Here is a 13,190-nt window from a genome sequence, read left to right as displayed (position 1 = left end):
ACGTCGTTCAGTCGAGCCGGCCGAAGGGCCGGCTTTTTTCATGGTTTCCGTTGACCTGACCGTTCGTGCGGGCCGCAGGCGCGGCGTCGCGCGTATTGCATCGTCGGCGTGACGCGGGCCCGCCTGGGCTTGCATCGGCCCGCGCCGCCGCGCGCCGGCACGCGCGCGTCAATCCGGCGCCGTTGCCGGGTCGCCCGCATCGGCTGCGATCAGCGCGAGCCCGGACAGGATCAGCGCGTCATGCCGCGTATGCGCGACCGTCAATGCACGCGCGACGTCGTCCGCCGCACCGCCTGCCAGCACGAGCCGGACGGGCGCCTGCCAGGCATCGGCGAGATCGCGCCATGCGCGTTCGATGAGGCCGGCCTGCGCGTACAGGCAGCCGGCCGACAGCGAGCGCGGCGTATCGACCTGGAACGGCTCGGCCTGCGCGCCCGCGAGCAGCCCGCTTGCGATATCGGTGGTCAGCGTCGGCAACTGCGCGGTGTGCGTGCCGAGCGCGCGCATCATCAGCGCCCAGCCCGGCGCGATCAGCCCGCCGGTGAACCGGCCGTCCGCGCGCAGTGCCTCGAGCGTCGTCGCGGTGCCGAACGTCGCGATCAGCAGATGCTCGCCCGGAAACGCCGCGTGCGCGCCGATCAGGCCGGCCCAGCGGTCGCTGCCGAGCTGTTCGGGCGTCGTATAGCCGTTCGTCACGCCGCATTGCGCGGGCCGCGAGCGGATCGTCGTGCGCGGCAGGCCCGGCCAGCGTGCGTCGAGCAGCGCGTCGATCCGTGCGGCCACGTCGGCGCCCGCGACGTTCGAGATCCAGGCGCCGCGCGGCCTCGCCACGCGCGACCAGTCGGGATCGGCGCCGCCGTCGCGCGTGTGGCCGAACGCGCCCGTGTCGACGAGCGTGCGCCGCGCGTCGGCGAGCGCCCATTTGATCCGGCTGTTGCCGGCGTCGATCAGCAGGTACGGTTCGCTCATTGCGCTTCGCGCAACGACACGTCGCCGGCCGCGATCGTTTGCACGCCGTTCGGTGTGTCGAGCAGCAACTGGCCGGTCGCGTCGATGCCCGTCGCGATGCCGCGTGCGCGTTCGACGCCCTGTTCGAGCAGCACGACTTCGCGGCCCGCGTATGCGTGCAGCGCGTGCCAGCGCGGCAGGAACGGCGCGAGGCCGTCGGCGCCGAATTGCGCGAGCGCGGGCGTGAGCGCGTTCAGCGACGCGGCGAGCGTATCGGTGAGGTTCGCCGACGCGCACGCGATCGACAGCGCGGCGGGCGGCAGCCCGCTTGCGAGCGTCGCTTCGCGCGCGCGCAGCGCGTCGACCTGCGCGGCCACGGCTTGCGCGCCGCGCACGTTGATGCCGAAGCCGATCACGACGGCGGTGGCGTCGGCGGTGGTCCAGACGGTTTCGATCAGGATCCCGGCGAGCTTGCCGACGATGCGCGGCGCGCCGTCGTCGGCGGCCGTCAGCAGCAGGTCGTTCGGCCATTTGAGCGCGACGCGCATGCGGGCGTCGAGCGGCAGCGTGGCCAGCCCTTCGGCGAGCGCGACGCCGATCGCGATGCTGAGGCCGCCGAGCGCATCGACGGCGCGCGGCACGATGCAGCCGACCGAGCACAGCAGCGCATTGCCGGGCTGCGCGAACCACGGGCGGCCCTGCCGGCCGCGGCCGGCCGTCTGCTCGAACGCGACGCGCACGAGCGGCGCGGGCAACGCGTTCGGGCCGCGCGGCAGCGCCTTGAGCCGGGCCGCGACGTCGGCGTTGGTCGAGCCGGTGGCGGCGACGATGTCGAGCGGCCACGCGCGCGGCGCGGCATCCAGGTGCGCCTCGAGCCGGTTGCGCGCGATGTGCGCGTCGCCGGATTCGGGCGTGTCGGAGGAGGTGGGGGCGTTCATGGCGCCTATTGTAGCGACAGGGGGCGGTGGGAGTTGGCAAGCAGGCAGGCGTGTGTCGAGGCGCTTGTCCGGATCGTCGCGACAGGTCCGCTCGAATTGCGTCGCCGCCAGGCGAAGGTATCGCGTTCTCACGCGGAAGGGCATCGTCACGATAGGTGAAGTCGCCCGGCTCTTGTTCGTGTTGAAAACATATAGTCGACCCACATTAATTGATTGCGATTTCGAATACGTCTGATTGATTGCCTCGTGCGGATTGGGCATTTTGGATTCCAGCCATTGACGACGAGGAATCCAGATGAGCAACGGTCAAGCGTCACCAGCATTTTCTTTCATGGTTATTTGCCGGCTTGCCGCGCAGAGTGGTCGGCTTGTCGTGGACGGCAAGAAGGCAGTCATCGCGTCGGCAGCGGTTCATTCCGCTACGGACGAGAAGCGTTCGGGCCGGACGTTCCGTGGCTGGCCGGCATGATTCGCTATTTCCTTGCCAAAGGCGACCGGGGCGGTAACGCCGTGATTACGGAAGGACTGGAGTTCGTCACGTGTTCCAGTCCACCCCCACGTGTACAGATCGCCACGCTTTACATGAAAACCTACTGCGCGGCTTGCAAACAGGAAGGGTTCATCGCGCCGGAAGGTCCGCGTTTGTCGGGTACGGGGCCCAATGGTCGGCAGTGGGCATTGAGTGGCGATGTCAACGTATGCGGATGTAGTCCGCCCCCCGTCTTCTATGCCGAGCGTGGCATGAAGATGATTCTGACGTCACGAGATGCAGCCGGCGCCGAGAAGAAACTGCGAATGGGGGAGATCGACGAAAGAGAAGATACCGCACCACGATCTCGCACTGCTCCCATCTATGACGAACAGGTGCGCGCCTGCATCGGCACTACGCTATCTCAGAATTATCCGTATTTGATAGAAATGGCCGATGGGCGGACGATCGCGGGCCGCGTCGATACCAACGGTCGGTTGCCGCGCATTCATACCGAGATCTCCGGAAGTTACCAAGTATATTGGGGTGAGGATGCGCTTGCCCACGAGGACTGGCCGCCATGCCAAACAGACCGACAACCGTAACAACGAACACGACGCCTGATTCGATCAAGGGTGTGCAACTCAGGGCAGTAACATTCAAGGAACTGTGGGCCGCGTATCCGTCGGGCAATCCTTATAAGAATCCCGCTTATACCAATCAATGCGCCATTCGGTTGAGCGTCGCGCTTCACCGGGTCGGCATAGAAATGAAGTCCTTTTCGTCGAAACTGGTCAAGCCGCTTGGCGGTCAGTCGAGCATCGGGCGTATCCTGTTGAACGGGCGAGCAACTGCCACGCGCGCCAACGAGCTCGGCGAGTGGTTGAGGCTGCAACCATTTGCAGGGCTGGGGAAGGCGGAAAACGTCACCGGCACCAATTGGAGGGATAGGGTCGAAGGACGAACAGGCATCATCATGTTTGACGGCTACTGGACTCGCGAGGGCGAGGCAGATGCAAATGCAAGCGGTGGGCACATTGATCTATGGAATGGCGAAAAACTCACGGGATTCGGTACTGGAATTCGAATCCGCTGGAATATCGTGATTCCTGGATTTTGGTCCGATTTTCGTGTTTCGAAAAGAATCCTGTTTTTTCCGATCAAATGAAACTATTGGGATTTACCATCGGTGCAATTGCCGGCTCGGCCGTGACCACACTCGTTTGTTGGGGTGGGTTGTATTTGTTCGGCGTTTTGATTCTTCACGGAAGGGGCAGTCTGTTCGATACGCACCCGAGAGTCGCCAACCTGTTTTTTTTCGGCTGGTTGGTATCCGTGGCTGTGGTCTCGGTAATCGGCGGCTGGTGTGGTTGCGTCTGGGGGAGAAACCGGGAAGGAAAAATGCGGGAACGGGATTGAGGTGCGCTCGCCCGGGCCCCGCAACCGATTCCGCGTGACGGCGATCGATGAGCGGGGCGTTAGATCATGCGGATGACTCGCGCCACGGCAAGCGCGAGCCGAAGGACTATCGCGTCACGGCGCGACGACCGGATGCTTCAGCGCATGCGCGGTCTCGATCCACTGCGCGTGGAATTCGCCCGCGTCGGGCCGAAGCCCGAGTTCGCCGTTGCGATAGGCCATCGCGAGCGTCTGCACGGCTTCCGGTAGCTCGTGCTCGGCGGCCCGGCGATACAGCGCGAGTGCGCGCGCGTCGTCGCGCGGCACCCCGCTGCCGTCGCGGTACGCGTTCGCGAGCATGAAGTCGGCAGCCGGAATGTCCGCGCGCGACGCGACGTCGAACCAGTGCGCGGCCTGCACCGGGTCGGCCGCGATGCCGTAGCCGCTGCGGTAGATCAGCCCGAGGTAATACGCGGCGGCCGGGTCGCCCTGTTCGGCCGCCGCGCCGAGCAGCGCGCGGGCGCGTGCATAGTCTTTCGGGAAGTCGCCGCTGCCGAGCAGCAACGCCTTGCCGAGCGCGAGCCGCGCGCGCCGCGCAGCCGGCGCGTCGGCCCGGCCGTCGGCCGCCGCGGCCGTTTCCAGCCAGCCGCGCCCCTCGTCGCGCAGTCCCGGTTCGTGCGCATCGACGAGCGCGATGCCGAGCGCCGCCTGCGCGGCGCCCGAGCCGCGGCGCGCGAGCGTGCGCAATTGGGCCAGTGCATGCGGCTCGGTCGCCTGCGTGACCATCGCCTGCCATTCGTCGAGCTGCGCGGCGCTCGGCGCGGGGCCGGCGCCGCGCAGGCCGGCGGCCGCGACGACGGCCGCGACGGTCACGGCCGCCGCCGCGAGCAGCGCGGCCGGCGGGAGTTTCGCGCGCAGCACGCGCCGCGCGGCGGCTGCGAGGCCGGTTTCGGCGGGTCGCATCGTCCGGATCGGTTGCATCGCGTGTCTCATTGCGTGAGGTCGATTTCGTAGGTCGCGAGGTTCTTGCCCGAGCCGTCGTCGGCCGCGACCTGCGTGATGCCGGTCAGGCCGGCCGCCGCCGCGTCGCCGAGGCGGTTCGGCGCGGACGCGAACCGCACGTGCGCGACCGAGCTCGCGAGCTTCGTGAAGCGCCAGCTGCGCTGCGCGCCGTCGGCCGCGCGCGTGATCGCGCCGCGCTTCTTGATGAACGCAATCAGCACGTCGCGGTTCGCGTCGGGCGACGCGAAGATCGTCTTGCTGCCGTCGAGGCCCGGGAAGTTGCCGCCGCCGCTCGCGCGGTAGTTGTTGGTCGCGACGATGAACTGCGCGTTCGGATCGATCGCCGCGCCCTTGTACGTCAGGTTCCTGATCCGGCTGCCGACCGGCTGCGTGACGTCGATTTCATACGCGAGATCGGCCGACGTGAACATGTCGAAGTTGTAGCCGGGGAAGGTGCTGACGAGCGGCTGCACGGTCGCCTGCGTCGGGTCGATCCGGTTGAAGCGCTTCGCGGCCGTCTCGAGCCAGTTCTTCACGTCGGCGCCGCTCACCTTCACCGCGTACACGGTGTTCGGATACAGGTACAGATCGGCCGCGTTGTTGATCGCGAGCGCGCCCGGCGCGACGTCGGTGTAGTCGGTGCCGCCGCCGAAGCCGCTCTTGAACGGCGCGCTGACCGACAGCACCGGCAGCGACGCGTACTGCGGCAGGTTCGCCTGCACGTAGGTCTTCACGTAGTCGGCCTGCGCCTCGTTGACGATCTGGATCGCGCCCGGATCGCCGACGTCCGCGAAGTACGTGTTCATCCGGTAGTCGGTCGAGCCGATCGGCGTCTTCACGTAGTCGATCGTCGCCTGGTGCTCGGCCGCGATCGCGGCCGAGACCGACGGGTCGGCCGCGACGTAGCTCTTGTCGGCGTTCTGGATCGGCCGCGCCTCGACGGTCGTCTGCGACTGGTCGACGGCCCACGTCTTGCCATCGAACTTCAGGCCGAGCTTGATCACGCCGAGGTGCTTGCCCCAGTAGTTGGCCATCACGGTCGGCACGCCGTTGACGGTGCCCTTGACCTTGTCGACGCCCGGCAGGTTGAACTGCGACACGGTGCTGTTCGGGTCCGGGAACACCTGGTGCGAGTGGCCGATCAGCATCGCGTCGATGCCCGGTACCTTCGACAGCCACCAGCTGCCGTTTTCCATCGTCGGCGAGTACGCGGAATTGTCGAGGCCGCCGTGCGAGATCGCGACGACGAGATCGGCGCCCTTCGCGCGCATTTCCGGAATGTACTTCTCGGCCGCTTCCTTCAGCCCGGTCGTGTAGACCTTGCCGTCGAGCCAGCGCTTGTCCCAGTTCATGATCGCGGGCGGCGTGAAGCCGATGATGCCGATCTTCACGGGCGCGCTGACCGTCTTGCCGTCCGGCGTCGTGGCCGTCACCGTGCGCGTCAGGATCGTGTACGGCGCGAACAGCGGCGCGTTGGTCTTCGCGCTGATCACGTTCGCGAGCACCTGCGGGAAATTCGGGCCCGCGCACTTCTTCTGCTGGGCCGGCGCCGGCAGGCCGTCGATCTCGAACGTGTTGCCGGTCACCTGCGACAGGTACGGCAGCCCGTAGTTGAACTCGTGGTTGCCGATCCCGCCGCCGTCGAATTTCGCGGCGTTCATCACCTTGTAGATCGCGAGCGTCTGGTCGCAGCCGACCGGCTTCACGAGCGCCTGGTAGTCCGACAGCGCGGTGCCCTGGATCGTGTCGCCATTGTCGAGCAGCAGCGTGTTCGGGTACTGCTTGCGCGCCTGCGCGATCAGCGTCGCCACGCGCTCGAAGCCGAGCGAATTGTCGGCGGCGAGTTTGAAATAGTCGTACGACAGCACGTTGGTGTGCAGGTCGGTCGTCTCGAGCAGCGCAAGCGTGGCCGTCGTGCCGACGGGCGCTTGGGCCTCGGCCTGCGACGGCGGCGTGGCGGTGACGTCGTCGCCGCCGCAGCCGGCGAGGACGAAGGCGAGGCTGGCGAGCGCGGCGGCGGCCGGTACGTGGCGGCAGGAAAGCGGGGGGAGACGCATCGGATGTCCTGTTCGGTGTTCTGTTTTATCAAACGCGAGGTACGCACGAATGGCGGCGCGGCGCGCCGACGGCCTGACGTGCGGCGCGTGAGAGTATCGAAAGGAAACGTGACGGAACAATGAAAGGTCGCGATACCGGCCACGGGCCCAGGCCCGTTATTGGCATGAACAGGCCCCGCGACGCTCGGCGGCGTCGGGGCACGGCCCAGCCGCCCCGGCTCCGGCCCGGCGCCCCGGCGGCGCCCCGAGCCCGGTGCCCCGCCCACATCCTCACGTCGCGGCGCCGGGCGGTTCGCTACAATGGCCGCTGTCATCCTTTTGCAAACAACCTGCCCTTGGACTTCGAGACCCCTCCCGGCCTGTCGGTCGACGCCGGCGGCCAGGGCCAGACGGTGCGCCTGACCGGCCAGTGGACCGCGCTCTCGCTCGCGCGCAACCGCGGCGCCGTGGCGCGCCGCATCGCGAGCATCGCCGCCGGGCGCGTCATCGAATGGGATCTGTCCGGCATCGAGCGGCTCGACCACGTCGGCGGCCAGGCGCTGTGGCGCGTGTGGGGCCGCAAGCTGCCGGCGGGCGTCGCGCTGAGCGCCACGCAGCGCACGATCTTCGAGCGCATCGAGCGGCTCGACAGCGCGCGCGAGGCGCCCGAGCGCGTGGTGCGCGTCGATCCCGTCACGCGGCTCGGCCAGGCGATCTTCGCGTTCGGCGAACACCTGCAGGGCGGCATCGCGATGTTCGGCCTCGTGATCCTCGACGCGCTGTCGGTGCTGCGCCGCCCGAAGACGATGCCGTGGAAGGAAACCTCGGCGAACATCTACAGCGCCGGCGCGCAGGCGCTGCCGATCACCGCGCTCGTCGCGTTCCTGATCGGCATCGTGCTCAGCTACCTGTCGGCGCAGCAGCTGCAGATGTTCGGTGCGAACCGCTACATCGTGAACATTCTCGGGCTGTCGGTGATCCGCGAACTCGGCCCCGTGCTGTCGGCGATCCTCGTCGCGGGCCGCTCGGGCTCCGCGATCACCGCGCAGATCGGCGTGATGCGCGTGACGGAAGAGCTCGACGCGATGCGCGTGATGGGCATCCCGCACGGGCTGCGGCTGATCCTGCCGCGCGTGCTCGCGCTCGGCGTCGCGATGCCGCTGCTCGTGATGTGGACCAACATCATCGCGCTGACGGGCGGCGCGCTTGCCGCGAAGATCGTGCTCGGCATCGACATCAACTATTTCGTGCGTTCGCTGCCGGGCGTCGTGCCGATCGCGAACCTGTACATCGGCGTCGGCAAGGGCGTCGTGTTCGGCATGCTGATCGCGCTGGTCGCGTGCCATTTCGGCTTCCGGATCAAGGCGAACTCGCAGAGCCTCGGCGAAGGCACGACCACGTCGGTCGTGTCGTCGATCACGGTCGTGATCCTCGCCGACGCGGTGTTCGCGATCCTGTTCCAGAACGTGGGGCTTGGATGAACGCATCGAACGATACGACCGCGCATGCCGCGGCCATCGGCGCCGGGTCGGTCGGCCCCCGGCCGGGCACGGCCGTCGATGCCGGCGATCTCGTGATCGAGGTGCGCAACCTGACCAAGCGCTACGGGCGCAACATCATTCACCAGAAGCTCGACTTCGACGTGCGGCGCGGCGAGATCGTGTCGATCGTCGGCGGCTCGGGCTCCGGCAAGACGACGCTCGTGCGGCAGATCCTCGGCCTCGAACGGCCGACGTCGGGCACGATCAAGGTGTTCGGCGAGGATACGGCGACGATCGACGACGCAAGCGCGCGGATGATGCGCACGCGCTCGGGGATGCTGTTCCAGCAGGGCGCGCTGTTCTCGTCGATGACGGTGTTCGACAACGTCGCGCAGCCGCTGCGCGAGCTCGGCCGCGTGCCGCCGGATCTGCTGCACGACATCGTGATGCTGAAGCTCGAGATGGTCGGGCTGCCGTGCAAGCACGCGTCGAAGATGCCGGCCGCGCTGTCGGGCGGGATGGTGAAGCGCGTCGGCATCGCGCGCGCGATCGCGCTGGAGCCCGAGCTGCTGTTTCTCGACGAGCCGACGGCCGGCCTCGATCCGCAGGCGTCGGACGAATTCGTCGAGCTGATCGCGACGCTGCACCGCACGCTCGGGCTGACCGTCGTGATGGTGACGCACGACCTCGACACGATGGTCGCGCTGTCGACGCGCGTCGCGGTGCTGGCCGACCGCAAGGTGCTGGTCGCGGCGCCCGTCGAGGAGGCCGCGAACGTCGACCATCCGTTCATCCACGAATATTTCCTGGGGCTGCGCGGGCGCCGCGCATTGCAGGCGCTGCCGCCCGAGCGGCGCGCGAAGCTGCCGAAGGCGGCCCTCGAACCGGCGCTGTCGAGCGTCGAGCTGTAGAAGCAAGGAACCCGCGAATGGAAAACAAATCACATGCGTTCTGGGCCGGCCTGTTCACGATCGCGCTGACGCTCGCGATCGCGGGCACCGTGTTCTGGTTCAACGTCGACCGCACCGTGCGCGTGCCGTACGACCTGCTCGCGCGCACCAACGTGACGGGGCTCTTTCCGGACGCGGCCGTGCGCTTTCGCGGCCTCGACGTCGGCAAGGTGCAGTCGATCGGCTTCGACCGCACGCATCCGGGCCAGATCCGGATCCGCATCCTCGTCGATCACGACGCGCCGATCACGCAGTCGACCTACGGCAGTCTCGGCTTCCAGGGCGTGACCGGCATCGCGTTCGTGCAGTTGGAGGATACGGGGCGCGATCTGTCGCCGCTGCCGTCGTCGCCGAAGGCCATCGCGCAGATCCCGATGCGGCCGAGCCTGTTCGACCAGATCCAGGAACGCGGCGACGTGCTGCTGCGGCAGCTCGAACTGGCCGCGAAGAGCGCGAACGCGCTGATGTCGCCCGAGATGCGCGAGCAGCTGCGTGCGACCGCCGAAAGCCTGCAGCACGCGGCCGACGGCGCCGCGACGCTGACGAAGCAGCTCGGCCCGGCCGTCACCGCGCTGCCGGAGACGATGCACGAGGTGAACCGCGCGATGGCGTCGGCGAACACGCTGCTGCAGCCGAACGGGCCGCTCGTGTCGAACCTGAACAAGGCCGGCACGGCCGCCGAGCAGGTCGGCGTCGCGCTGAACGGCCTCAACGCGCGCGTGCAGTACGACACGCTGCCGCGCTTCAATGCGCTGGCCGACAGCGTCGGCGACGCGTCGCGGCAATTGAAGGACGTCGCCGGTGAACTCGGCCGCAACCCGCGCAGTCTGTTGTTCGGATCGCCCGGCGCGGCGCCCGGGCCGGGCGAAGCGGGCTTCGTCTGGCCGGGTGCGACGGCCGGGCACTGACGCCCATCGAAACCGGAAACCTTACGCAGGAATACGCCATGCCACGAATCCTTGACCGCGCGCTGCGCCCGGCAGCGGCCGCGCTTGCCGTACTGACGCTCGCGCCGGCAACAGCGCGGTGCTGTCGAACATCCGCTACGACCTGGGGCCTGCGTCGTCGGTGGCGACCACCGGTTCGGGCCCCGCGCTGAAGGTGCTCGACGTCGCCGCGCCCGACGCGCTCGATTCCGACAAGTTCGCGTACCGCCTCGCCTATGCCGATGCGCAGCACGTGGCCGTCTATCGCGACAGCCGCTGGACCGCGCCGCCCGCGCAACTGCTCACGCAGCGCCTGCGCGGCGCGCTGTCGTCGCGCGGCACGGTGCTCGAAGGCGTCGACGGCGTGCGCGCGCCGACCCTCAAGGTCGACCTGAGCGAATTCGAGCAGGTCTTCGACGGGCAGTCGCAAAGCCACGGCGCGGTGACCGCGCGCGCGACGCTGACGCTCGACGGCAAGGTGCTCGGCCAGCGCACGTTCGTCGCGCGCGCGCCGTCGAGCACGCCCGACGCGGCCGGCGGCGCGCGTGCGCTCGCCGCGGCCAGCGACGAACTCGTGTCGCAGATCGCCGCGTGGGTCGGCGTGCAGGCGTACGCGGGCACGCCGTGACGCCCGACGCGCAGCCGCGATTGCATCCGCGATTGCATCCGCGATGAACGTGCCGGGCACGCATCGCGCGTCGCCGCTCGCGCGGCAGGCGTTTGCCGCTTACGCGGCGCTGATCGTCTATGCGTCGCTGTATCCGTTCGATGGCTGGGTGTCGCTCGGCATCGGTCCGTTCGATTACCTGCTCGCGCCGATGCAGCGCTACGTGACGGCGTTCGACGTGGTCACGAACGTGCTCGGCTATCTGCCGTTCGGCGCGCTCGGCGTGCTGGCGCTGCACCCGCGCTGGCGGGGCGTGGCCGCGACGCTGATCGCGGGCGCGCTCGGCGTGCTGCTGTCGGGCGCGATGGAAGCGCTGCAGACCTACCTGCCGACGCGCGTCGCATCGAATCTCGATCTCGGCGCCAACGCGCTCGGCGCGCTGCTGGGCGCGGCGCTCGCCGCGCCGGCCACCGGCGCGCTGCTCGACCGCGGCGTGCTGCGCCGGCTGCGCTTCGCGTGGCTCGAGGCCGACGGTTCGACGCCGCTGCTGCTCGCCGCGCTGTGGCCGTTCGCGATCGTGTTTCCGTCGCCGTTCCTGTTCGGCATCGGCGACTGGCCGGCCGCGTTGTGGGAGCGCGCCGACGCGTCGATGCAGGACGCGCTGCTCGCGTGGCTGCCGGCCGCGTGGCACGTCAGCGAATGGCCCGAGCGGGTCGACGGCTGGCTGTCCGATTCCGCGTGGGAAGCCGTGCTCGGCGGGCTGATGCTGTTCGCGGCGCTGGCGATCGCGTCGCTCGCGATGCGCCCGCGCGCGCCGCGCATCCGGCTGCTCGTCGCGCTGGTGGTCGCCACGCTCGTGCTGAAGGCGGCCGCGACGTTCATGCAGTCGGCCACCGGCCTCGTCGTCGTGTGGGCGACGCCCGGCGCGCGGCTCGGCATCGAGCTCGGTTTCGCGGCGGCGCTCGTCGCGTTGCGCGTGCCGGCAACGTGGCGCGCGATGCTCGCGGCGCTCGCGCTCTTGGCCGGCGTCGCGCTCGTGAACCTGCTGCCGGTCAACCCGTTCTTCGACTTCACGCTGTCGGGCTGGCGGCAGGGCCGCTACGTGCACTTCAACAGCCTCGCGCGCTGGCTCGCGTGGATCTGGCCCTACGCGGCGCTGATCTGGCTCGGCCAGCGCGTCGAGCACGCGTGGCTGCCGGCCGCGCTGCGCCGCTGACGCGGCAGCCGGCGGCGGCCGCGCCGCGGGCAGCCGCGTGCGCCGGTCGCTATAATCGTCCGCATCCTCCGTTGCCGCGTCGCGCAACGGCAATTCATCGCCCCTCTTTGCGCACGGCCTCGCGCCGGGCCGCTCGTCATCACCATGGATTCCTACTACCAGCACCACGTCTTCTTCTGCCTGAACCAGCGCGATCCGGGCGCCGAGCGTCCGAGCTGCGCGCAATGCAATGCGCAGACCATGCAGGAATACGCGAAAAAGCGCGTGAAGGAGCTCGGTCTCGCGGGGCCCGGCAAGGTCCGCATCAACAAGGCCGGCTGCCTCGACCGCTGCGAGGAAGGGCCGGTGATGGTCGTGTATCCGGAAGGCACGTGGTACACGTACGTCGACCAGGCCGACATCGACGAGATCGTCGAGTCGCACCTGCGCGACGGCAAGGTCGTCGACCGCCTGAAGATCTGAGCGGGCCGGCGCAATGAACGTTCATACGCAGAAATCGCTGATCGCGGGCCCGGTCGGCCAGATCGAAATCGCGGTCGACCTGCCCGACGCCGTGCGCGAGGGCGGCGCCGCGCCGCGCGGCATCGCGCTCGTCGCGCATCCGCATCCGCTGTTCGGCGGCACGATGGACAACAAGGTCGCGCAAACACTGGCGCGCACGCTCGTGCAGCTGAACTACGTCGTCTACCGGTCGAACTTCCGCGGCGTCGGCGCGACCGAAGGCGTGCACGACAACGGCACGGGCGAGGCCGACGACCTGCTCGCGGTGCTCGCGCACATGCGCGCGCAGCCCGCGTATGCGGATCTGCCGCTCGTGCTCGCGGGTTTCTCGTTCGGCACCTTCGTGCTGTCGCACGTCGCGAAGCGCCTGCGCGACGCGGGCGAGACGATCGAGCGGATGGTGTTCGTCGGCACGGCCGCGAGCCGCTGGCAGGTGGCCGACGTGCCCGAGAACACGCTCGTGATCCACGGCGAGACCGACGACACGGTGCCGATCGCGTCGGTGTACGACTGGGCGCGGCCGCAGGAGCTGCCGGTCGTCGTGATTCCCGGCGCCGAGCATTTCCTTCATCGCAAGCTGCACGTGCTGAAGCGCATCATCGTCGACGCGTGGCGCTAGCCCGCATGCGGGCGCCGGCCTGAGCCCGGTGCCCGTATCACGTACCGGCGCATCCGGTCGGTGCGCACTCCTTGCCGCGCGCAACCTCGCGCGACATCG

The 13,190-nt window shown here is 68.9% G+C and carries 12 protein-coding genes and 1 pseudogene; 9 read left to right on the top strand and 4 right to left on the bottom strand.

Going from position 1 to position 13,190, the window contains the following annotated elements:
• Window positions 1-168: 168 nt before the first annotated feature.
• Window positions 169-969, bottom strand: a complete 801-nt coding sequence (locus CFB35_RS15245) for a type III pantothenate kinase (protein WP_089465183.1) — start codon at window positions 967-969, stop codon at window positions 169-171.
• Entirely contained in the window at window positions 966-1,886 is a 921-nt protein-coding gene (locus CFB35_RS15240; protein WP_059575984.1) for a biotin--[acetyl-CoA-carboxylase] ligase, read from the bottom strand. The genes CFB35_RS15245 and CFB35_RS15240 overlap by 4 nt, the downstream gene beginning before the upstream one ends.
• A gap of 276 nt (window positions 1,887-2,162) precedes the next feature.
• Here CFB35_RS15240 and CFB35_RS35350 point away from each other — a divergent pair, with 276 nt between their 5' ends.
• Window positions 2,163-2,960, top strand: coding sequence for a hypothetical protein (locus CFB35_RS35350; RefSeq protein ID WP_226094040.1), 798 nt, complete (start codon window positions 2,163-2,165; stop codon window positions 2,958-2,960).
• A complete protein-coding gene (locus CFB35_RS15230; RefSeq protein ID WP_081066517.1) occupies window positions 2,936-3,523 on the top strand; it encodes a type VI secretion system amidase effector protein Tae4 in 588 nt (195 codons plus the stop codon). Before CFB35_RS35350 ends, CFB35_RS15230 begins: the two co-directional genes overlap by 25 nt.
• Window positions 3,524-3,888: 365 nt before the next feature.
• On the opposite strand, the gene CFB35_RS15225 is transcribed toward CFB35_RS15230, so the two are convergent.
• Both CFB35_RS15225 and CFB35_RS15220 read right to left on the bottom strand, forming a co-directional pair.
• Complete coding sequence (locus CFB35_RS15225; protein WP_059575985.1) at window positions 3,889-4,734, bottom strand: tetratricopeptide repeat protein; 846 nt, start codon at window positions 4,732-4,734, stop codon at window positions 3,889-3,891.
• 8 nt (window positions 4,735-4,742) lie between these two features.
• On the bottom strand, window positions 4,743-6,812 hold the full coding sequence (locus CFB35_RS15220; RefSeq protein ID WP_059575988.1) for a bifunctional 2',3'-cyclic-nucleotide 2'-phosphodiesterase/3'-nucleotidase: 2,070 nt from the start codon (window positions 6,810-6,812) through the stop codon (window positions 4,743-4,745).
• Between the two features lie 335 nt (window positions 6,813-7,147).
• On the opposite strand from CFB35_RS15220, the gene CFB35_RS15215 reads away from it, so the two are divergent.
• From CFB35_RS15215 to CFB35_RS15185, 7 genes and pseudogenes are all read left to right on the top strand, one after another.
• On the top strand, window positions 7,148-8,272 hold the full coding sequence (locus CFB35_RS15215; protein WP_059575991.1) for an ABC transporter permease: 1,125 nt from the start codon (window positions 7,148-7,150) through the stop codon (window positions 8,270-8,272).
• Window positions 8,269-9,183, top strand: a complete 915-nt coding sequence (locus tag CFB35_RS15210) for an ABC transporter ATP-binding protein (protein WP_059575994.1) — start codon at window positions 8,269-8,271, stop codon at window positions 9,181-9,183. The genes CFB35_RS15215 and CFB35_RS15210 overlap by 4 nt, the downstream gene beginning before the upstream one ends.
• 17 nt (window positions 9,184-9,200) lie before the next feature.
• Entirely contained in the window at window positions 9,201-10,130 is a 930-nt protein-coding gene (locus CFB35_RS15205) for an MlaD family protein (protein WP_059575996.1), read from the top strand.
• Window positions 10,131-10,168: 38 nt separating this feature from the next.
• A pseudogene (locus CFB35_RS15200) lies at window positions 10,169-10,776 on the top strand (ABC-type transport auxiliary lipoprotein family protein).
• A 43-nt stretch (window positions 10,777-10,819) separates the two neighbouring features.
• Window positions 10,820-11,971 (top strand): VanZ family protein, encoded by a 1,152-nt coding sequence (locus CFB35_RS15195; RefSeq protein ID WP_059576002.1) that lies wholly within the window; start codon window positions 10,820-10,822, stop codon window positions 11,969-11,971.
• 144 nt (window positions 11,972-12,115) lie between these two features.
• Window positions 12,116-12,433, top strand: a complete 318-nt coding sequence (locus CFB35_RS15190; RefSeq protein WP_027785549.1) for a ferredoxin — start codon at window positions 12,116-12,118, stop codon at window positions 12,431-12,433.
• Window positions 12,434-12,446: 13 nt separating this feature from the next.
• Window positions 12,447-13,091 (top strand): alpha/beta hydrolase, encoded by a 645-nt coding sequence (locus CFB35_RS15185; RefSeq protein WP_012329296.1) that lies wholly within the window; start codon window positions 12,447-12,449, stop codon window positions 13,089-13,091.
• The last annotated feature ends 99 nt before the right edge of the window (window positions 13,092-13,190 follow it).

It is taken from the genome of Burkholderia sp. AU16482 (assembly GCF_002223285.1).
Classification (GTDB): domain Bacteria; phylum Pseudomonadota; class Gammaproteobacteria; order Burkholderiales; family Burkholderiaceae; genus Burkholderia; species Burkholderia semiarida.
Note: the sequence above shows the minus strand (reverse complement) of the source record. Positions and strands in the feature narration are given on the sequence as shown.